20 protein-coding genes are annotated in these 19,242 nt (G+C 58.3%); 15 read left to right on the forward strand and 5 right to left on the reverse strand.

The window, feature by feature from the left end:
- The first annotated feature begins 78 nt into the window (after positions 1-78).
- Positions 79-900 (forward strand): ion transporter, encoded by an 822-nt coding sequence (locus NUW46_RS16305; protein WP_069181831.1) that lies wholly within the window; start codon positions 79-81, stop codon positions 898-900.
- 1 nt (position 901) lies between these two features.
- On the opposite strand, the gene NUW46_RS16310 is transcribed toward NUW46_RS16305, so the two are convergent.
- Positions 902-1,273: a SirB2 family protein gene (locus NUW46_RS16310; RefSeq protein WP_104321597.1), complete on the reverse strand. Its 372-nt coding sequence runs from the start codon at positions 1,271-1,273 to the stop codon at positions 902-904.
- 123 nt (positions 1,274-1,396) lie between these two features.
- Here NUW46_RS16310 and NUW46_RS16315 point away from each other — a divergent pair, with 123 nt between their 5' ends.
- Positions 1,397-2,581: an NnrS family protein gene (locus NUW46_RS16315; RefSeq protein ID WP_418140701.1), complete on the forward strand. Its 1,185-nt coding sequence runs from the start codon at positions 1,397-1,399 to the stop codon at positions 2,579-2,581.
- Between the two features lie 13 nt (positions 2,582-2,594).
- On the opposite strand, the gene NUW46_RS16320 is transcribed toward NUW46_RS16315, so the two are convergent.
- Positions 2,595-3,110 carry an SRPBCC family protein gene (locus NUW46_RS16320; RefSeq protein ID WP_418140702.1) on the reverse strand — a complete coding sequence of 172 codons (516 nt, stop codon included), beginning with the start codon at positions 3,108-3,110 and terminating at the stop codon, positions 2,595-2,597.
- A 223-nt stretch (positions 3,111-3,333) separates the two neighbouring features.
- On the opposite strand from NUW46_RS16320, the gene fabA reads away from it, so the two are divergent.
- Positions 3,334-3,843, forward strand: coding sequence for a bifunctional 3-hydroxydecanoyl-ACP dehydratase/trans-2-decenoyl-ACP isomerase (fabA, locus tag NUW46_RS16325; RefSeq protein ID WP_069181834.1), 510 nt, complete (start codon positions 3,334-3,336; stop codon positions 3,841-3,843).
- 11 nt (positions 3,844-3,854) lie between these two features.
- Positions 3,855-5,066, forward strand: a complete 1,212-nt coding sequence (gene fabB / locus NUW46_RS16330) for a beta-ketoacyl-ACP synthase I (protein WP_069181835.1) — start codon at positions 3,855-3,857, stop codon at positions 5,064-5,066.
- 6 nt (positions 5,067-5,072) lie between these two features.
- Here fabB and NUW46_RS16335 read toward each other — a convergent pair whose 3' ends face one another.
- The gene (locus NUW46_RS16335; protein WP_014578227.1) at positions 5,073-5,429 is read right to left on the reverse strand and encodes a helix-turn-helix transcriptional regulator; all 357 of its coding nucleotides are present in this window, start codon (positions 5,427-5,429) and stop codon (positions 5,073-5,075) included.
- A gap of 158 nt (positions 5,430-5,587) precedes the next feature.
- On the opposite strand from NUW46_RS16335, the gene yegQ reads away from it, so the two are divergent.
- From yegQ to NUW46_RS16375, 8 genes are all read left to right on the forward strand, one after another.
- The gene (yegQ, locus tag NUW46_RS16340) at positions 5,588-6,907 is read left to right on the forward strand and encodes a tRNA 5-hydroxyuridine modification protein YegQ (protein WP_418140703.1); all 1,320 of its coding nucleotides are present in this window, start codon (positions 5,588-5,590) and stop codon (positions 6,905-6,907) included.
- A 484-nt stretch (positions 6,908-7,391) separates the two neighbouring features.
- On the forward strand, positions 7,392-8,840 hold the full coding sequence (gene sufB, locus NUW46_RS16345; protein WP_069181837.1) for a Fe-S cluster assembly protein SufB: 1,449 nt from the start codon (positions 7,392-7,394) through the stop codon (positions 8,838-8,840).
- Positions 8,841-9,065: 225 nt separating this feature from the next.
- Positions 9,066-9,839: a Fe-S cluster assembly ATPase SufC gene (gene sufC / locus NUW46_RS16350; protein ID WP_069181838.1), complete on the forward strand. Its 774-nt coding sequence runs from the start codon at positions 9,066-9,068 to the stop codon at positions 9,837-9,839.
- A gap of 12 nt (positions 9,840-9,851) precedes the next feature.
- Positions 9,852-11,138, forward strand: coding sequence for a Fe-S cluster assembly protein SufD (gene sufD / locus NUW46_RS16355; protein WP_136631293.1), 1,287 nt, complete (start codon positions 9,852-9,854; stop codon positions 11,136-11,138).
- A 6-nt stretch (positions 11,139-11,144) separates the two neighbouring features.
- Positions 11,145-12,398, forward strand: coding sequence for an aminotransferase class V-fold PLP-dependent enzyme (locus tag NUW46_RS16360; RefSeq protein ID WP_412536493.1), 1,254 nt, complete (start codon positions 11,145-11,147; stop codon positions 12,396-12,398).
- Positions 12,399-12,411: 13 nt separating this feature from the next.
- Positions 12,412-12,765 (forward strand): HesB/IscA family protein, encoded by a 354-nt coding sequence (locus NUW46_RS16365; protein ID WP_136631294.1) that lies wholly within the window; start codon positions 12,412-12,414, stop codon positions 12,763-12,765.
- 41 nt (positions 12,766-12,806) lie between these two features.
- Complete coding sequence (sufT, locus tag NUW46_RS16370) at positions 12,807-13,349, forward strand: putative Fe-S cluster assembly protein SufT (protein ID WP_209400182.1); 543 nt, start codon at positions 12,807-12,809, stop codon at positions 13,347-13,349.
- On the forward strand, positions 13,350-13,820 hold the full coding sequence (locus NUW46_RS16375; protein WP_305965764.1) for a SufE family protein: 471 nt from the start codon (positions 13,350-13,352) through the stop codon (positions 13,818-13,820).
- A gap of 12 nt (positions 13,821-13,832) precedes the next feature.
- Here NUW46_RS16375 and NUW46_RS16380 read toward each other — a convergent pair whose 3' ends face one another.
- Both NUW46_RS16380 and NUW46_RS16385 read right to left on the reverse strand, forming a co-directional pair.
- On the reverse strand, positions 13,833-15,038 hold the full coding sequence (locus NUW46_RS16380) for a flagellar assembly protein T N-terminal domain-containing protein (RefSeq protein WP_418140704.1): 1,206 nt from the start codon (positions 15,036-15,038) through the stop codon (positions 13,833-13,835).
- A gap of 18 nt (positions 15,039-15,056) precedes the next feature.
- Entirely contained in the window at positions 15,057-15,605 is a 549-nt protein-coding gene (locus NUW46_RS16385) for an LPP20 family lipoprotein (protein ID WP_136631220.1), read from the reverse strand.
- A gap of 248 nt (positions 15,606-15,853) precedes the next feature.
- Between NUW46_RS16385 and traF the strand changes: the two genes are divergently transcribed.
- The 3 genes from traF to NUW46_RS16400 all read left to right on the forward strand — a co-directional run bounded on the left by traF (position 15,854) and on the right by NUW46_RS16400 (position 19,211).
- On the forward strand, positions 15,854-17,155 hold the full coding sequence (gene traF / locus NUW46_RS16390; RefSeq protein ID WP_418140705.1) for a conjugal transfer protein TraF: 1,302 nt from the start codon (positions 15,854-15,856) through the stop codon (positions 17,153-17,155).
- 178 nt (positions 17,156-17,333) lie between these two features.
- Positions 17,334-18,455 carry a multifunctional CCA tRNA nucleotidyl transferase/2'3'-cyclic phosphodiesterase/2'nucleotidase/phosphatase gene (locus NUW46_RS16395; RefSeq protein WP_305965761.1) on the forward strand — a complete coding sequence of 374 codons (1,122 nt, stop codon included), beginning with the start codon at positions 17,334-17,336 and terminating at the stop codon, positions 18,453-18,455.
- 9 nt (positions 18,456-18,464) lie between these two features.
- The gene (locus tag NUW46_RS16400) at positions 18,465-19,211 is read left to right on the forward strand and encodes a pteridine reductase (protein ID WP_418140706.1); all 747 of its coding nucleotides are present in this window, start codon (positions 18,465-18,467) and stop codon (positions 19,209-19,211) included.
- The last annotated feature ends 31 nt before the right edge of the window (positions 19,212-19,242 follow it).

Raw genomic sequence — 19,242 nt, forward strand, 5'->3', positions numbered from 1 at the left:
CATCATTCAGGCTATCCAATTCAATCCCGGCCCTTTAGAATTCGGCCTTCCCCGAATTGTCTGGAGCCGCCGTCTGCCATGTCGTCCCAATTAAGCCCCGCCTCCGGTTTCGAGAGACTCCGCCGCATTGAATCAAGCAAGGTTTTCCAGGGCGCCGTCATTACCATCATCATCTTGTCGGCGCTGACCATTGGCGCCAAAACCTATGATCTGCCGCCCCTGGTGGAGAAGTCGCTCATCGTGATGGACAACGCCATCACCCTCTTCTTCCTGGTGGAGATCCTGTTCCGTTTCGGTGTGTGTGCCAACAAAAAACGCTTTCTGTTCGACGGCTGGAACCTGTTCGACACCCTGGTGGTGATCGGCAGTCTGATTCCTCTGGATAATTCCGAAGCGGTGTTGCTGGGGCGCCTGCTGCGGGTGTTCCGGGTGTTGCGCCTGGTGTCGGTGGTGCCCGAACTCAGGTTCCTGATCAATTCGCTGTTAAAAGCGATCCCGCGCATGGGCTATATCGCGCTGCTCATGTTCATCATCTTCTACATATACGCGGCCATGGGGTCCATGTTCTTCGCCAGCGTGGACGAGGAGCTGTGGGGCGACGTGGCCATAGCCATGCTGACGCTGTTCCGGGTGGCCACCTTCGAGGACTGGACCGATGTGATGTACGCCACCATGGAGCAATACCCGCTTAGCTGGATTTTCTACCTCACCTTCATTTTCCTGACGGCGTTTGTTTTCCTGAACATGATGATCGGGGCGATCCTGGAGGTTATGGGCGAGGAGCAGAACGCCAAGCAGGCCCAGAAGGCCCACGATGAGCGGGACGAAATTGCCCGCCAGCTCCAGGCAGTGCAGGTTCAGCTGGCGGAACTGACAAAGCAGGTCAGCGAAAAACGTTGACTCAGAATGGCTTGGTCATCGCCAGATGCAGAATGGCGCTCACCTGTACCAGGGCAAGTACGGCGGCTGAAATTCGAACGGGCTTGCCCAGCGTGGTCTTCAGGGCGAATACGCCGGCAATGATGTAGCCGAACAGCAACACGATCTTGGCAATCAGCCACCCGGGCATGGCCGAGGCGTAGCCGGCGACAAAAACCAGGGAAATGGCCGCCACCAGCAGAATCGTGTCGTTGATGTGGGGAATAAACCGCAGCGGGGTCTGGCGCCAGCCAGGCCGACCGACCGCGTCCAGCAGCAGCCGCAGGGCAAACAGCGTGATAGTCAGGTACGCAGTGGTCATGTGCAGGTGCTTCAGGATCATGTACGACGTCATGGAAGTTCCCTTGTAATTGAATGGGTTGCGCCTATTGTACGCAATCTACCTCCAAGCAGGTATGGTTAACAAAGTCGGCAGGGTTTAACATATACACAAAATACATGTATATGGGAGACATCTATGCGGGCCATTCCGACTTCCCCTGATCGGGCGTCTGCCAGCGTCGGTCAGTTATTTGCCTATCCATTCCGGATCTTCTTTCTGTCCATGACCGTTCTGGCTCTCGCCGCCATCCCCCTCTGGGTAATGCAGGTAAACGGAGTTATCAGCCTGCCTCTGGCGATGCCAGGATTATTCTGGCACCAACACGAAATGCTGTTCGGGTTCCTCTCGGCAGCTATCGCGGGGTTCCTGCTGACCGCCGTCTGCGTGTGGACCCAGACCGAGCGTACCCACGGATTCAGACTGGTGCTGCTATGGGGCGTCTGGCTCGCCGGCCGTCTGTTGTTGGCAACCGGAGCAGACCTTCCATACTGGCTGGTACAGGGCGTGAACCTCGCTTTCCTGCCTCTGGTAATGGTGGATGCCGGCAGGCGAATCTGGCATGCCCGGCAAAAAAGACAGCTGATGATCATGGTGGTGCTCGGCCTGCTCTGGCTGATGCAGATCGGCTTCGTTACACGTCTGGACATGACCTTCAGTTACGGCTCCCTGATCATGGCCATGGCACTGATCAGCATCATCGGAGGGCGCATCACGCCGGCATTTTCCGGCGGTTGGTTGCGCCAGCGCGGCTTCGACGGCAACGTGGTGAAAACGGTCCCCGCCCTCGATATGGCAACGATTTTCAGCCTGATTCTGCTGATGGCTTCCCTTGTCACCGGCTGGGAAACCGTTACCGGTGCGCTGGCCCTGCTGTCCGGTACGCTTATGCTGGTGCGGCTGGCTGGCTGGAAAGGCTGGCTTGTGCGTCGGGAACCCCTGCTCTGGATTCTGCACCTGTCCATATTGTGGGTGCCGGTCGCCCTGTTTCTGCTGGCAGGCACATTGTTCGCCGGCTGGCCGTCCAACGCGTGGAGTCACGCTGCCGGAACCGGGGCGGTCGCATGCCTGATTCTGGGGGTTATTGCACGGGTGGCACTCGGCCACAGCGGCAGACCGCTGGTGTTACCAAGGGGGATGGTGCTTGCGTTCGTCGCGATTCATCTGGCCGCGCTGGTACGGGTGCTCACGGCCTTCGAAATTATCCCATGGCACCCCGGCATTGGCAGCAGCACCCTGCTCTGGCTGTTTGCTTTCGGTATGTTCCTTTACCGCTACACCGGCATCCTGGCCAGCCCCAGACCGGATGGCCGCGAAGGCTGAAACCGCTGGCTGGTCAGGCGGCTAACTCCTGCCTGACCAGCGACTCGAACCTTGCCCTCGCCTGGCGAAACCGGCTCGCCGGGAAGTGAATACTTATTCCTTCCAGGGCCGCCAGTAGCATTTCGAGATGCGCATCCCAGCCCGCGCACGCAATGGGCACCAGTTCATCATCGGGCAGCAGCAATGTCAGTGACAGACGGGTTCCCTCGTCGATGGGATCAAGCTCCCATACCAACGGCCGCTCGGCGGAATCGCCGGAACTCCAGGAATAGGCCAGGCGACGATTGGGCTGGCAATCCGTCACGCGGCAATCGATCGGCATACCGCTGTTACCGAAATCAAGCTGAACCCGACCGCCCGGCCGGGCGTCGAGTGTGCCAGGAGCCAACCACTCTGCCAGACACACCGAGTCGGTGAGCATTTCCCAGACGCGTTCCGGCAAATGCCCGGTCTCTCTTTCCAGACATACCATGACCCGGTCACCCTTGCGCCGGATCTTGCCTTCGATGGTTTCCTCATACCCGGACATACGATGTCCTCCTTGCCGGTTTCGACTCTCCGGATTTCGCAAAACGGACTCTGGATGATTGTATTCGCGGGCACGTGCATCCACCTTGATGACCATCAAACGGGTGGGAACAGAAGTAAGGCGGGAACTTCAAACGGGCAATCATCCACTAAAGGTCAATAGCTCCTCGTGAAATTCGAGCTAAAGTATGAGGAAATCATTTTGTAACAGAGACACTGGCACTATGAACCCGGATCATTTTGATAAAGAAGACCTGATCAAATGCGGCCATGGCGAGCTCTTCCCTGGCTCCATGCGTCTGCCCATCAACGAGATGCTGATGTTCGACCGCGTCACGCATATCGCAGACGACGATGGCCTCTACGGCAAGGGCAGCCTGGTAGCGGAGCTCGACATCAATCCGGACCTGTGGTTTTTCAAGGTACACTTCGTTGATGATCCCGTAATGCCCGGTTGTCTTGGCCTGGATGCCATGTGGCAGCTGGTTGGCTTCTTCCTGGCCTGGGGTGGCGGTGAAGGCAAGGGTCGCGCACTGGGCGCCGGCGAAGTGAAGTTTACCGGCCAGGTGCTGCCCACAGCCAAGAAGGTCACTTACCACCTGGATCTCAAGCGTGTGATCAGGCGCAAGCTGACCATGGCAATCGCTGATGGCCGGATGGAAGTAGACGGCCGGGAAATCTACACAGCCAAAGACCTGCGGGTTGGCATGTTCACTTCGACCGATGATTTTTAGGAGTTAACAGGATGCGTCGTGTTGTAATCACCGGTATGGGCATCGTTTCCAGCCTTGGTACCAACCAGAAGGAAGTCGCCCAGTCCCTCAAGGAATCCCGTTCCGGCATAGGCTTCAGCGAAGAAGCCCGGGATAACGGTCTGCGCAGCCACATCTGCGGCCAGATCAACCTGAACCTGCCGGAATTGATTGACCGTAAACTGTGGCGCTTCATGTGCCCGGCTTCCGGATATACCTATCTGGCCATGCGCGAGGCTATCGAACAGGCCGGACTGACCGACGAACACATCAAGGCCGATACCACCGGCATTATCTTTGGTCAGGGTGGCGCGTCGACGGTTGAGCTGCTGGATTCCATCGACACACATCGCGACCGCGGCATCCGCCGTGTCGGCCCTTATCGCGTGCCGCGCACCATGGGAAGTGCCATCAACGCCTCACTGGCAACCGGTTTTGGTATTCGCGGCATCAACTACGGCATTACCTCTGCCTGCGCCACCAGCGCGCATTCCATCGGCCATGCCGCCGACCTGATTGCGCTCGGGCGCCAGGATGTGATGTTTGCCGGCGGCGGTGAAGATATCCATTGGACCCTGAGCCTGCTGTTCGATGCCATGGGTGCCCTGTCGACGAAATACAATGACACGCCGGAACTGGCTTCACGCACCTATGACGCAAACCGGGATGGCTTTGTCATCTCTGGGGGCGGCGGCGTGCTGGCACTCGAGGCCCTGGAACACGCCGAGGCCCGTGGCGCAAATATCCTGGCGGAACTGGTTGGCTTTGGCGCCACCTCAGACGGCGCGGATATGGTCGCCCCGAGTGGCGAAGGCGCAGTGCGGTGCATGAAGCAGGCCATGAAAAACCTGGATGGCGAGATCAGCTACATCAATACCCACGGCACCAGCACACCGGCCGGTGATGTAACCGAGCTGAAAGCGCTGAAGGAGACATTTGGCGACAAGATCCCGCCGCTCAGCTCCACCAAGCCTCTGTGTGGTCACGCCCTGGGTGCCGCTGGCGTGCACGAAGCCATTTACAGCCTGATCATGCAACGTGAAGGTTTCATTGCGCCGTCTGCCAATATCCAGACCCTCGACGAAGGCGCAGAAGGTTATCCGATTGTCCGTGAGCGCATGGACAACCAGAACCTCGACCTGGTGATGAGCAACAGCTTTGGCTTTGGCGGTACCAACGCCACGCTGGTATTCAAGAAAGTCTGAGCCTGATCAGGAAAGCCTGACAGAGCGGTATTCAGCCGGGGATGTCCCCATCCAGCGCTTGAAAGCCCGGCTGAATGCGCTCAACTCCGAAAACCCGAGCTGCTCGGCAATTTCCACCAGCGGTTTGGTCCTATCCTGCATATAAGTCAGCGCCTGCCGACGCCGAACATCTTCAAGCAGACGGGCGAATGTCAGCCCTTCACGCTTCAGTTTCTTGTGCAGCGTGTAACGGCTCATATGCAGCTGCGACGCCACGACTTCCACACCAACCTTGCCACGGGCAAGCTGAACACTGATCAGGGAACTGACCCTGACACTCAGCGAAGCCCGCGCCACCTCTGGCGTCAGAGGCTTTGATGCCATCTGGAACTCCTCCTTTGCAACGCGTCGGCTCGAAATACTGGAACCGTGAGCGTACACATGTTAGCCGAAAACAATCAATACGACCTTTGAGCAGGATCAAGGGAACATCCGCCCGCATACGGCAAAATGCCCCGCTTTCAGAATCCCCCGGAGCCACTATGAACACCCCGGAACTGCTCGCCCCAGCGGGCACCCCCGAACACCTGGAAACGGCCTTTGCCTACGGCGCCGACGCGGTCTACGCCGGCCAGCCCCGCTACTCGCTGAGAGTAAGAAACAACAGTTTCAAAGACGTTGCAGCCCTGGGCGCCGGCATTGAACGGGCCCACGAACTGGGCAAACAGTTCTACCTTGTCTCCAACATAGCACCTCACAACGACAAGGTGCGCTCCTACCTCAGGGATCTGGAACCGGTACTGGAGCAAAAGCCGGATGCCCTGATTATGTCGGATCCCGGCCTGATCATGCTGGTGCGGGAACAATGGCCAGAACAGCCGATCCATCTCTCGGTGCAGGCCAACGCGGTGAACTGGGCTACCGTAGAATTCTGGCGCCGACAGGGCATCAGCCGGGTCATCCTCTCCCGGGAACTGGCCCTGAATGAGATTCGCGAGATCCGCGACCGGGTCCCGGACATGGAACTGGAGGTCTTTGTACACGGCGCCCTGTGCATGGCTTATTCTGGCCGCTGCCTGCTCTCGGGTTACATGAACCACCGGGACGCCAACCAGGGCGCCTGCACCAACGCCTGCCGCTGGAACTACAAACAGGTCCAGCACGGCCACGACCAGACCGGCGACCTGATCGCCACCTGTGGCGGTGCCGACGTACAGGAAGTCGCACCGAAAGAAATCCTGCTCGAAGAGCCCAACCGCCCGGGCGGATTCATACCCGCCTACGAGGACGAGCACGGCACCTACATCATGAACTCAAAGGATTTGAGAGCCGTTCAGCACGTCGCCGAACTGGCAAAGATGGGTGTCCACTCCCTGAAAATCGAGGGCCGTACAAAAAGCACCTACTACGTGGCCCGCACCACCCAGGTCTACCGCCGCGCTATCGACGAAGCCATGCAGGGCAAGCCCTTCGACATGAACCTGATGAACGAACTGGAAGCCCTCTCCAACCGCGGCTATACCGAAGGCTTCCTCCGCCGCCACATGCCCCGCGAGTACCAGACCTACGAACAGGGCTCATCATTCCTTGGCACCCAGCAGGTGGTCGGCACCATCTCCGACACCGACGACCAATGGCTGACCATCGACGTGAAAAACAAATTCGCCCCCGGCGATCACCTCGAACTGATCAGCCCGGCCGGCAACATCCAGTTTTCCGCCAGCATCATGGAAAACCGAAACGGCCAGGTCATGGACTATGCGCCCGGTAGCGGACACATCGTTCGAATTCCCAGACCGGCTGATCTTCCAGAGACTCTAAACCACAGCTACCTCACCAGAATCCTGGCTACCGGCGACTAGCAATTAGTCTGAGGCGCCGGGCGGGACTGCCTCCCAAAACCGTGCATTGCCATGGATGGCAATGCCGAGCCCCCAGGGATGGGTTCACGGCGTGTTTTGGGAGGCTTCCCGCTCACCCCGCCCTGCACTCACCTCAAAAGCCCCAGACCCACAAGAACCAGACTATCAGCCTCATTACCACCCCCTTAGTGCCCCAAAGGCCGATTAAGGTATAATCACTCCACGCACAAATTAATACCTGACTAATTTACTCTGGTATTGTATAATCGCTCGCCAGAAGCGATGGATCCAGGCTGCTTTTTTGTTCAGTTACCAGCGACAGCCTGGGCAATCCGTCATCCAAAAAGCGATTGCAGGGCGTACTCACAGGACGAGCGACCACTGCAACACACAAACTGATGATATCCGATCGGCAACCCATCCTTGAGGCTGCCGGCGACACCAAGGGCGAAAGCCCGCGATGAGAGAATACGGAGCGACGATCATGGCGACCACCGACCAAGAGGTGAACGAGCTGATCAAACGGGAATACGAGCACGGATTCGTAACAGACATCGAATCCGACACGTTCGAGCCCGGCCTGAATGAAGACGTTATCGCCCGCCTGTCCGGCATCAAGAAAGAGCCGGAATGGATGCTGGAGTGGCGTCTGAAAGCCTACCGTCGCTGGCTCGAGATGGAAGAGCCGGACTGGGCCCACGTGGGCTACCCGAAAATCGACTACAACTCGATTTCCTACTATTCCGCGCCCAAGCGCAAGGAAGACATGCCCCAGAGTCTGGATGAAGTGGATCCGGAACTGCTGAAAACCTACGAGAAGCTGGGCATTCCCCTGCACGAGCGCGAAAAGCTCGCGGGCGTGGCGGTAGACGCGGTGTTCGATTCCGTCTCCGTGGCAACCACCTTCAAGGAACCGCTGGCCAAGGCCGGTGTGATTTTCTGCTCCATTTCCGAAGCGATTCGCGATTACCCGGAACTGGTACAGAAATACCTCGGTTCAGTTGTCCCCCATGGAGACAACTTCTTCGCCGGGCTCAACTCAGCGGTCTTCTCTGACGGCACCTTTGTTTACGTGCCCAAAGGCGTTCGCTGCCCCATGGAACTGTCCACCTATTTCCGCATCAACGCGGCCAACACCGGTCAGTTCGAGCGCACCCTGATCATCGCCGACGAAGGCAGCTACGTGAGCTACCTTGAAGGCTGCACCGCGCCCATGCGGGATGAAAACCAGCTGCACGCGGCAGTTGTCGAGCTGGTGGCCCTGGACGATGCCCAGATCAAGTACTCAACCGTACAGAACTGGTACCCGGGTGACGAAGAAGGCAAAGGCGGCATCTTCAACTTCGTCACCAAGCGTGGCGCTGCCATCGGCAAGAATTCCAAGATTTCCTGGACCCAGGTCGAAACCGGCTCCGCGGTTACCTGGAAGTACCCCAGCTGCGTCCTGCGTGGCGAGAACAGTGTTGGCGAGTTCTACTCCGTGGCCCTGACCAACAACTTCCAGCAGGCCGACACCGGCACCAAGATGATTCACTTGGGCAAGAACACCTCCAGCACGATCATCTCCAAGGGGATTTCCGCCGGGAAGAGCTCCAACGCCTACCGTGGCCTGGTTAAATTCGGCCCCGGCGCGGAAGGCGCGCGTAACTTCACCCAGTGCGATTCGCTGCTGATCGGCGACCGCTGCGGCGCGCACACCTTCCCGTACATCGAGAGCAAGAACAAGTCGGCCATCGTCGAGCACGAGGCGACCACTTCGAAGGTGAGCGACGAGCAGATGTTCCTCTGCCGCCAGCGCGGCATCGACCCGGAACAGGCGGTGTCCATGATTGTGAACGGCTTCTGTAAGGAAGTGTTCAAGGAGCTGCCCATGGAGTTCGCGGTCGAAGCCGGCAAGCTGCTTGAGGTCAGCCTCGAAGGGTCCGTCGGTTAAGGGCTCCGCTGGTTAACAGGACGGCAAACGCAAAAGCATAGCGGAAGCCGTCGGGCAGGCCCTTCCGGGATCGTCGAAATCAGGGATGATTTCAACGAGCGTACAGGGACGTATTTACAGCGTATCCCGGAAGGGCCTGCCCGATGGCTGACTCACCCGATTCAGCGGTCAGCAAGACCAGGGTGAACATCAGAATTCAACGGTTAAACGAGAGAGAAGCCACAAATGCTGAGCATCAAGAACCTGCACGCATCCGTTGAGGGCAAAGAAATCCTCAAGGGCATCAACCTGGAAATCAAGGCCGGGGAAGTTCACGCCATCATGGGCCCGAACGGTTCTGGCAAGAGTACCCTGTCGCAGGTGCTTGCAGGCAACGAGGCATTTGAAGTCACCGAGGGTGAGATCAGCCTGAACGGTGAAAACCTGCTTGAACTTGAAACCGAAGAGCGCGCCCGTGAAGGCATCTTTCTGGCATTCCAGTACCCGGTGGAAATCCCCGGGGTAAGCAACCTGCAGTTCCTGCGTACCGCCGTGAACGCCATGCGTCAGCACAAGGGCCAGGACGAGATGAACGCGGCCGAGTTCATGAAGCTCGCCAAAGAGATTTCCAAACAGGTGGATCTGGATCCCTCATTCCTCAAGCGGGGTGTCAACGAAGGCTTCTCCGGTGGCGAGAAGAAGCGTAACGAGATCCTTCAGGCTCTGCTGCTGCAGCCGAAGCTGGCAATTCTCGACGAGACCGATTCTGGCCTTGATATCGACGCCCTGAAGGTTGTTTCTGACGGCGTAAACGCTCTGCGCGCTGAAGACCGCGCCATCCTGATGGTGACCCACTACCAGCGTCTGCTGAACCACATCGTGCCGGATTACGTGCACGTGCTGGCCGGCGGCAAGATCATCAAATCCGGTGGCCGCGAGCTGGCCCTGGAGCTGGAAGAACGCGGCTACGGCTGGCTGGGCATCAAGGATGAAGAAACTGCCGACAGTTCAGCCAATTAAGGAGGTCGCGGAATGAAACCAGCACCCACGCTTTCCACCGCGTTCCTGCATCCGGCCGGTCAGTCACTGCCGGAGCCGCTGCTCGCCCTGCGCAAGCAACGGGGTACCGCGTTGGTCGACATGCCGTTGCCAACCCGGAAAACCGAAAACTGGAAGTACTCCAGCAAGTACCTGAAGCTGACCGACGAGATGGCTATTTCGCTGCCGGCGGAAGGCAAGACCGGCAGCAGTCTGGCAGTGCCCGGTTACAAGGTCGCGTTTCTCAATGGCGTGATGATGCCTGAGGCCTGTGAATACCCGGACCTGGACGGCATCAGCATCCAGAGTTTCGGTGATCTGAGCGACGAGGAGGCCAGTGATCTGGCGGACCGTCTGGACAGCACCCTGGACAACAAAGCCGTCCAGATGGCGCGGCTGAACTCCGCCCGTTTTGAAGACGGTCTGCTGATTCGCCTGAAGCCGGACGCTGTGCTCGACCAGCCGCTGTTCATCGTTCACGAAGTCACAGCTGAGGCCAGCGGTTCGGCCTTCCCGCGTATTTTCGTAGACGCCGGCCGTCACAGCCAGATTACGCTCGTAGAGGAATATATCTCCAGCGGCTCGGCCCCAGTCATGGTTAACACCGTTACCGAGTTCAACGTCGCAGAGGGCGCCAACATCACCAGCATTCGCCTCAACATGGAAGGCGAGAATGTCCAGCACATTGGCTCTACCGGTGTCCTGCAGCAACGCAGCTCCCGGTTCGAGAGCCACACGGTCGGTTTTGGCGGCCCGCTGCGCCGGCACGATCTGCAGGTTCGGCTGGAAGGCGAAGGCGCCGAGTGCAAGCTTAACGGCGTGGTTGTTACCCAGGGCAAACAGCATTACGACAACCACACCACCATTGAGCACGTGGCTGCCCACTGCAACAGCGAGGAAACCTATCGCAATATTGCAGCCGACCAGTCACATGCGGTTTTCAATGGCCGGATTCATATCCATCAGGACGCCCAGAAGTCCAATGCGGATATGAACAACAAGAACCTGCTGCTGTCCAACGGGGCAGAAATCGATACCAAGCCGGAACTCGAAATCTACGCCGACGACGTAAAGTGTGCCCATGGCGCAACCATCGGCCAGCTGGATGAGACCTCTCTGTTCTACCTGGTTTCACGAGGCATCGGACGGCGTGAGGCGAACGTTCTGCTCACCATGGCCTTTATCAACGAGCTGGTGGAACAGATTCCGGTTGAAGCAGTGCGGGAAACGGTCCAGGGCCGGCTGAACCACTTCTTCGAACAGACATTCCAGGAGGCGTGAGCGGTTATGACCGATCTTTCCGTGGCAAGCACAGCCAAGCGCACCACCTTTGATGTGGACGCCGTTCGCCGGGATTTCCCGATCCTGTCTCAGCAGGTGAACGGCAAGCCCCTGGTGTATCTGGATAATGGTGCCTCGGCCCAGAAGCCTGAGGCCGTGCTGAACGCCATGGATCGGTATTACCGTGAGATGCACTCCAACGTCCATCGTGGCGCCCACACGCTCGGAGACCGGGCGACCGCTGCGTTCGAAGGGGCCCGTGAGACTGTTCGCAGTTTTCTGAATGCGGAAAGTACCCGGGAGATCATCTGGACCCGTGGTACTACCGAGGCCATCAACCTCGTTGCCAACGGCCTGGCTCCTCGCCTGAAGGCCGGAGACGAGATTCTGGTGAGCCACATGGAGCACCACGCCAACATTGTGCCCTGGCAGATGATTGCCGAGCGCACGGGTGCAAAAGTGGTTCCTGTTCAGGTAACCCCGGACGGCGAGCTGGATCTCGAATCCTTCACCAGCCTGCTCAATGAAAAAACCCGGGTGCTGGCAATCACCCATGTTTCAAACGTGCTTGGCACCGTAAACCCCGTGGCAGCCCTGATTGAACAGGCAAAAGCGCACGGCATTATTACCCTGGTGGACGGCGCCCAGGCAGTACCCCATTACCAGCCGGATGTGCAGGCACTGGGCTGCGACTTTTACGTGTTCTCATCGCACAAGCTGTTTGGCCCCACCGGTATTGGCGTGCTTTACGGCAAGGCCCAGTTGCTGGAGGAAATACCTCCCTACCAGGGCGGCGGCGAGATGATCGAGCGGGTGTCCTTCGAGCGGACTACCTGGAACACCCTGCCCTACAAATTCGAGGCCGGCACGCCGGCCATTGCCGAGGCGGTGGGCTTGGGCGCAGCCATCGACTACCTGAACGGTCTGGACCGTGCTGGCATGGAAGCGGCCGAGGCCGCCCTGCTAGAGCGAGCCAATCAGCTGGTGGAAACCGTGCCCGGCATGGAGATCATCGGCACCGCCAAACAGAAAGTGCCGGTCATGTCCTTTAAAATTGCTGGTTTGCACCCCAGTGATATAGGCACGCTGCTGGATCAGCAGGGCATTGCGATCCGCACCGGCCACCATTGCGCCATGCCGCTGATGGATTTCTATGGAGTTCCCGGTACAGCCCGGGCCTCATTCGCGTTCTACAATACACTGGACGAGGTGGATACATTGTTTACCGCCCTGCAGAAAGTCCAGCGTCTGTTTGCCTGATGGAGGTGGAATCATGACAGCCGAAGTCTTCACCCCGACCGTTGCCGTCACCATGACGCCGAGCGCCGTTAAACACGTGCGCAAACAGCTCGAGAAAAAGCCGGAAGCCAAGGGCATCCGGCTGGCCATCAAGAAGAGTGGCTGCTCCGGCTTCAAATATGAAACCCAGTGGGTGGAAGAGGCCTCGGCTGACGACAAGGTGTTCCACATCGACGGTGTCGATGTCTTCGTGAAAGAGGAGCACCTGCCTCTGGTGAACGGCATCGAGATCGACTTCGTGACGGAGGGCGTGAACTCCATGTTCCAGTTCCGCAATCCGAACGCCACCGCGGAATGCGGCTGCGGCGAGAGCTTTACCGTAGCGTAATCCGACACCAGAGATTTAAGAAAAGCGAGGCCAGAACAGGCATGCAAGAAAGGGAAGTGGTCCTGACCAAACGCGAGGTGGAAGCCCGCCTTGTTCCTGCCGGAACCGAAATCATGATTCCGTCGGACACCTTTGTGACCATCACACAGTCACTGGGTGGCACTTTCACGGTCGCCGTGAACGGCAATCTTGCCCGGATTGAAGGCCACAACGCCGATGCCCTCGGCAAGAAACCCCTGGAAAGCAGCTTTGAAACTCCCGAAGACGGCACCGTCAACGAAAACCAGGTCTGGGAAGCCATGCGAAACTGCTACGATCCGGAAATTCCGGTAAATGTGGTGGATCTTGGCTTGATTTACGAGTGCAAGATTGAAAATGGCACCGAAGACGGCAACCACGTCTACGTCCTGATGACGCTGACGGCCGCCGGTTGCGGCATGGGCCCGGTGATTACCGAGGATGTGAAAACCAAGCTTGAGCACGTGCCCAACGTGGACAAAGTCACCGTTGAGCTGACTTTCGATCCGCCCTGGAGCAACGACATGCTCACCGACGAAGCCAAACTCGAACTGGGAATGCTGTAAATGACTGCCAGTGAACAGGACTTTCTGAACAACCCCCTTGGCAAAGACACCACCCTGGAAGACGTTCTGGATGGCTTCGAGCTTCTGGACGACTGGGAAGAGCGCTACGCTTTCATCATCGATCTGGGCAAACAGCTTCCTGCCTTCCCGGAGGAATCCCGGATTGAGGAAAACTATGTTCACGGCTGCCAGAGCCAGGTCTGGCTGATCCACCACTTCGACGAAGACAGCGGCCGGCTTTACCTCTTGATTGATTCAGACGCCATGATTGTACGCGGGCTGGCCGCCATCATTCTGGTTGCCCTGAACGGCAAAACCCCGAGGGACCTGCTGGCAACCGACATCGATGAGTTGTTCGAGCAACTGGACCTGTTCCGCCATATTTCGCCGACCCGGGGCAACGGCCTTCGGGCCATGGTCGGGAAAATCCGGGATATTGCGGCTGCAGAGGCGGCCGGCGCCAGCAACTGATACCTACCCGCCTTACCAGATAATCGCGATATCATCTCTCTGGATGTTCAAGATGCCGCCGAGCTGCGGCATCGTGCCCCGACTGAAATGGGGCTGAACGCTATCAAGAGTGACGGTGACCTCGGTGTCATGTAGCTCCGGAGAATCTTCAGGAGCATCCAGATAGCGCTTGCTCCGGTAAAGCTTCAACTCGTCGCCCGGCCTGAGCCCGGCGGTAGCCCCCGATTCCAGCGTCACCCCGTGGCCGTCCACCCGCGCAATCCGGGTAATAAAGGGCTGACACGCCAACGCCTCGGTCACGGCGGCCGCCATTTCCCCGATTAAACCGTTCACTGCCTGTCCATAGGCGGTCTTCTGGAAGCCCGCTGAACCAAATCCGGCAGAACTTCCCGGACCGGCATCCCACTGGGCTGCTGTTGCAAACCTCTGCCGGTAGACAGGCGCACCGCTGAATCCGTCAAATATAATCAGATCAGCCGCGAACCGACGGCGTTGATCCACCACGCCAATGCCCCGTTGCATCCTGTCCAGTACAGAAGTGCCCCAGGCCGACGGGTCTGCCACACCCAGATCCCGAATAACCCCGGTCACCACGAACTGCACACCCATTTCCCGGGCCAGCTCGAGTACGTTGCTTAATCGATTGTCGTTCTGCTGAACCGTCGGTGCGTTCAGCAGGTCGGTAAACATTCTTGAAGTGGTCGCGCCGAAAACCTGCAGACCGCCCTGGGCCACCAAACGCTGTTGCAGCTGTTGCGGCAAGATCTCGCCGGCATCGTCAATTCGCCCTACCCTGGCCTGGTCCGGATACAGCATCGGGAAGCCGGTCACCGCGACCCGCTTTTTCAGCCGGCCGGCATCGCCCGCGCCGCACTGACTGCGACTCTCGCTGATATCTCCACGAACAATCACCCGTAACAGGTTACCACTCTGGTACTCATCAATTATCCGCACGTTCCGGGCTCTGGCGCTTGAGGCCAGATCCATCCGGGATTCGGTGATAACGCCATTTTTCATGGTGTCGTGCGTGCTTACCCGGGCCTCATACTGGAGCGAGAGGTCCCGGATAGCCGCCTTGCGGGCTTCGGCCCGGGCGGCTTCCAGATTTCCGTTGTGGATATTGGCGTGACCAACACCTTCAAGGACAACAGCCTGGGCACCCGAGACCGGAACAAGGGCGAGAATCCCGAATACAGCCAGTGACAGCAAGCGTTTCATAGCTTTCAGTACTCTCGATCAATCAAGGTAATACAGGGAATCCACGCCCTTGCTCTGCACATCGCCCACGCTGTCATTCTCCTGCGGCATGGGGATCGGGCAGAGATCCTGCACCTGATCATCAGCCACCTCGGCGACACAGGCCCGGAAACGGGGCTCAAGTTTCAGTTCCATCACGGTCTCGAACACGCCGTCGCTGTGCTCGTTCACGGCGACCAGCTTCGCTCCCCGAATGTAACTGTCGACGTAGGTTCTGAACATATCATTGCGCAAGACAAAATCGTTCACGGTGGAACTGCCGTATACGACGGTACCGTATACGCGTTCCACGAGATTGCGGTATGCATCCAGCTGGGACGCTCGCCGGGCCATCAGGCGTTTGCGGGTATCCGAACGGTCGGCCGCAACATCCTCATAGGTCCCCAGACCGCTCACCCGCACCGTTATCGGCTCAAGCATCGTATCCTGGCGGGGCTGGCTGCCGTTATCCCCCTGGTGGCTGCCAATCGGCGCACAGGCTGCAACCGTTGTCGCCAACAGAGGCATGAGTATCCAGCGAAGATTCATTGCGTGTCTCCAGAAAACATCATTTCCGCTTGACCATGAAAAAATTACGCCAGTTTTTCTAAACCACTGATATTTCGATTAACAACGTCCGTTCCTCTCATTCTGCAATCCCCAAGCGGCAAAAAACTGCCTCCGTTTACACATCAAAAACAAACCGTTACCCCATGCGTCATGTGCTGGAAAACGTTCTGCATTAACCTTTCTAGTACGTCATATCTATTTTGCTTTTTTACACGACAGGATTCTTCATGACCGGACATCGTCTGACCAAACTTTCTGTGGCCATCGGCCTATCCATTGCCACCTCATCAACACTGGCCAGCCCCCAGTCTTTTATGTCTGCGCGCTCTTTCGCCATGGGCGGCACAGGGGTGGCGGTTGCAACACCTTCTACAGCGCCCTCGGACAACCCGGCAATGATTGCTGCGGATCACCACAGCTGGCAGGATGATTTCGGGCTGATGCTGCCCTCGGTGAACGCCCGGGCAGCCGATGAAGAAGAAACAGTTGATCAGGTAGACGACATTCAGGATGTGATCACGGATCTGGAATCGCTCGTTTCCGGCTTTGATCCGAATAACGACAACCCGGACGCTATACAGGCTGGAGCGGCGGACCTCAGCAATCGCCTGACCGAATTCGACAGGGATACCATGAGAGTGAACGCAGGTCTTGGATTGGCTCTGGCTGTGCCCGGACAATCCCTTTCTGTTGGCGTATTCACCAATGGTAATCTGACGGCGACGGTTCGTGGTGATGTCTCTAACCAGGATATTACCGCCCTCGACAACATTGCTACTGCCGCAACGGCCCAGGATGTGCAAGATGCCGTCGACCAGATCAGCACGAATGGCAACCTGGATCTGACATCGCAGGGACAGATACTTGCATCCGCCGTCGGGGAAGTGGGCATCAGCTTTGCCCGCTCCTTTGAGCTGCAGAATGGCAACAGCTTCCAGCTGGGCCTTTCACCGAAATACGTTGAACTGCGCACGTTCCAGTACACCGAGTCGGTTTCCGGTTTCGAAGATGACGAATTCGATGACGACCAGTATCAGACCGAAAAGAGTGGGTTCAACGTGGACGTTGGTGCAGCCTACAGCTTCGGTGACTCCAATCAGTGGAACACAGGTATTGTTGTTAAAAACCTGATCCCCATGGAACTGGACTCTGCTGCCAGCCGGCCTCTGCTGGGAGAAGAAGTTCGTACACTGAAGCTCGACCCGATGGTTACAGCCGGCATTGCTCATAAGAGCGAGTACCATGTTGTTACTGCAGAAATTGACCTGACCAAGAAGGAAGCCTTTGGCTTCGAGGACGACACCCAGTGGGCAGCCCTGGGCGCCGAATTCGATGCCTTCCGTTACGCGCAGCTTCGGGTTGGCGTTCGCCACAACCTGGCCAGCAACGATGACAACGACGGCATTGAAGAGAAAACCCAGTTCACCGCCGGTCTTGGCCTGAACATTGTTGGCGTCCGCCTTGATCTCGGCGCCCTCTACAGCGATGCGGATGTGGGCGCATCCCTGGAGCTTGGCACCGCGTTCTGATCAAAAACTGAAAGAGGAAGCAGATGAAGGTTTGATCTGCCTCCAACTTCCGATTAAAGCCCGCCCATGGCTATCACGGGCGGGCTTTTTTATGGCCTGTCGTGTTACAGGTTTGCCTGCCCTGCCCTGGAACCGGATAATCCACCGACACACTCCCCCGAAAGGAATCAGACATTCCATGCAGGCCTATCTGGTTGGCGGTGCCGTTCGTGACGAATTACTGGGCCTTGAGGTCAAGGACCGGGACTGGGTGGTGGTCGGCGCGACACCAAAGGAAATGCTTGCCAAGGGGTTCAAACAGGTGGGCGCGGACTTTCCGGTCTTTCTGCACCCCCGCACCCGGGAAGAATATGCCCTGGCTCGCACCGAGCGCAAAGAGGGGCGCGGCTACCACGGTTTTACTGTTTATAGCGCACCGGATGTCACCCTCGAGCAGGACTTGCGGCGACGGGACCTGACCATCAATGCGATAGCCAAAACCGAAGACGGCGCCTTGGTGGACCCCTTCAAGGGCCGAAGCGATATAAAAGATCGCAAGCTCCGCCATGTCTCGGAAGCCTTCGCCGAAGACCCCCTGAGAATTCTTCGCACCGCCCGGTTCGCAGCCCGCTTTCAGCCACTTGGATTCAGCGTGTGCGATCAGACCATGGGCCTGATGAAGCAAATGGTGGCTAGCGGAGAAGTGGATCACCTGGTTCCGGAACGGGTCTGGCAGGAATTTCAGCGGGCACTGCATGAAAAGGCGCCCCGGGCCTTTTTCGACGTTCTCCGGGACTGCGGGGCCCTGGAGGTACTCATTCCGGAACTGGCACCCGAAAAGGTGTTTCAACTTGCGATCGCGGCGCTTGGCTGTGTCCAGAACCAATCTGACGCCCAGACGGAAGAACGCTTTGCCGCCCTGCTGTCCCCCCTGGATGACTCTGCAGCCGTGGCACGGGCCAAGGCACTGAAAGCCCCCAATGATTGCCAGAACCTGGCGCGACTGGTTACAGCCTTCAAGCCACAAATCAGGAACATCGATGCTGAGCACCCTGAAGCCGAAGCCTTGCTGGACCTGCTGGACCAGGCGGACTTCTGGCGCCGCCCGGAGCGCTTTTCGCAACTGATGAACGTGCTCGAATGCGCCCTTCCCGGCGAGTCGGGCCCACTGAACCTGCTTCGAACCGCCTCTGGGGCCGCTACCGGTGTTGACCCAAAAACTCTCCTCGCCCGGGGCTACAAAGGCAAGGAGCTGGGCAGCGCAATCCGAACCGAACGCTTGAAACGTATCGGCGATGCCATCGCCCCGACCAACCACTGAGGAGTCACCATGCCGTCCACAACACCCGTTGCCCTGGTCACCGGCGCAGCCCACCGTCTTGGCGCACAGACGGCCCGGACACTTCACGAAAGAGGCTGGAACCTGGTGATTCACTACCGGAGCCGAGAAGAGCAGGCGAGGTCACTGATTGAGCAACTGAACCGGCAACGGCCCGACTCTGCCTGCGCCCTTCAGGCGGATCTCAGCCATACAGCCGGCGTGAAAAGATTGGCCGGTGATGCCATCGCACACTGGGGCCGACTGGATGCACTGGTTAACAATGCGTCGGTGTTTTGCCCCACCCCGACTGCGGACACCTCCGAAGACGACTGGGACACCATCCTGAACACCAACCTCAGGGCCCCGTTTTTCCTGCTTCAGGAATGCCTGGCCGAACTTCGGCGAAACCGCGGCAGCGTGGTAAATCTGATCGATATTTACAGTGAAAGACCCATCGATGACCATCCACTTTACTGCGCCAGTAAAGCCGGCCTCGCCGCCCTGACACGCTCCTGGGCGAAAGACCTGGCACCGGACGTGCGGGTGAACGGTGTATCACCGGGCGCAATCCTCTGGCCCGAGGGCGAGGCCGAAATGGACGAGACCGCGCAGCAGGCGATTCTCCAGAAGACCCCACTGGCCCGCACAGGGAATCCTGATGATATTGCCCATACCATCGCATTCCTGGTCTGCGATGCGCCTTTCATCACCGGTCAGGTTATCGCCGTGGATGGTGGCCGAAGCCTGAACATGTAATCCAGACAGTGGCCTCCAAGGCTGCCCACTT

It is taken from the genome of Marinobacter sp. MA, assembly GCF_048298425.1.
GTDB classification, from domain to species: domain Bacteria; phylum Pseudomonadota; class Gammaproteobacteria; order Pseudomonadales; family Oleiphilaceae; genus Marinobacter; species Marinobacter salsuginis.

Coding starts and splice junctions, on each gene's coding strand:
- NUW46_RS16305 (WP_069181831.1), top strand. CDS start 79: ATGTCGTCCCAATTAAGCCCCGCCTCCGGTTTCGAGAGACTCCGCCGC.
- NUW46_RS16310 (WP_104321597.1), bottom strand. CDS start 1,273: ATGACGTCGTACATGATCCTGAAGCACCTGCACATGACCACTGCGTAC.
- NUW46_RS16315 (WP_418140701.1), top strand. CDS start 1,397: ATGCGGGCCATTCCGACTTCCCCTGATCGGGCGTCTGCCAGCGTCGGT.
- NUW46_RS16320 (WP_418140702.1), bottom strand. CDS start 3,110: ATGTCCGGGTATGAGGAAACCATCGAAGGCAAGATCCGGCGCAAGGGT.
- fabA (WP_069181834.1), top strand. CDS start 3,334: ATGAACCCGGATCATTTTGATAAAGAAGACCTGATCAAATGCGGCCAT.
- fabB (WP_069181835.1), top strand. CDS start 3,855: ATGCGTCGTGTTGTAATCACCGGTATGGGCATCGTTTCCAGCCTTGGT.
- NUW46_RS16335 (WP_014578227.1), bottom strand. CDS start 5,429: ATGGCATCAAAGCCTCTGACGCCAGAGGTGGCGCGGGCTTCGCTGAGT.
- yegQ (WP_418140703.1), top strand. CDS start 5,588: ATGAACACCCCGGAACTGCTCGCCCCAGCGGGCACCCCCGAACACCTG.
- sufB (WP_069181837.1), top strand. CDS start 7,392: ATGGCGACCACCGACCAAGAGGTGAACGAGCTGATCAAACGGGAATAC.
- sufC (WP_069181838.1), top strand. CDS start 9,066: ATGCTGAGCATCAAGAACCTGCACGCATCCGTTGAGGGCAAAGAAATC.
- sufD (WP_136631293.1), top strand. CDS start 9,852: ATGAAACCAGCACCCACGCTTTCCACCGCGTTCCTGCATCCGGCCGGT.
- NUW46_RS16360 (WP_412536493.1), top strand. CDS start 11,145: ATGACCGATCTTTCCGTGGCAAGCACAGCCAAGCGCACCACCTTTGAT.
- NUW46_RS16365 (WP_136631294.1), top strand. CDS start 12,412: ATGACAGCCGAAGTCTTCACCCCGACCGTTGCCGTCACCATGACGCCG.
- sufT (WP_209400182.1), top strand. CDS start 12,807: ATGCAAGAAAGGGAAGTGGTCCTGACCAAACGCGAGGTGGAAGCCCGC.
- NUW46_RS16375 (WP_305965764.1), top strand. CDS start 13,350: ATGACTGCCAGTGAACAGGACTTTCTGAACAACCCCCTTGGCAAAGAC.
- NUW46_RS16380 (WP_418140704.1), bottom strand. CDS start 15,038: ATGAAACGCTTGCTGTCACTGGCTGTATTCGGGATTCTCGCCCTTGTT.
- NUW46_RS16385 (WP_136631220.1), bottom strand. CDS start 15,605: ATGAATCTTCGCTGGATACTCATGCCTCTGTTGGCGACAACGGTTGCA.
- traF (WP_418140705.1), top strand. CDS start 15,854: ATGACCGGACATCGTCTGACCAAACTTTCTGTGGCCATCGGCCTATCC.
- NUW46_RS16395 (WP_305965761.1), top strand. CDS start 17,334: ATGCAGGCCTATCTGGTTGGCGGTGCCGTTCGTGACGAATTACTGGGC.
- NUW46_RS16400 (WP_418140706.1), top strand. CDS start 18,465: ATGCCGTCCACAACACCCGTTGCCCTGGTCACCGGCGCAGCCCACCGT.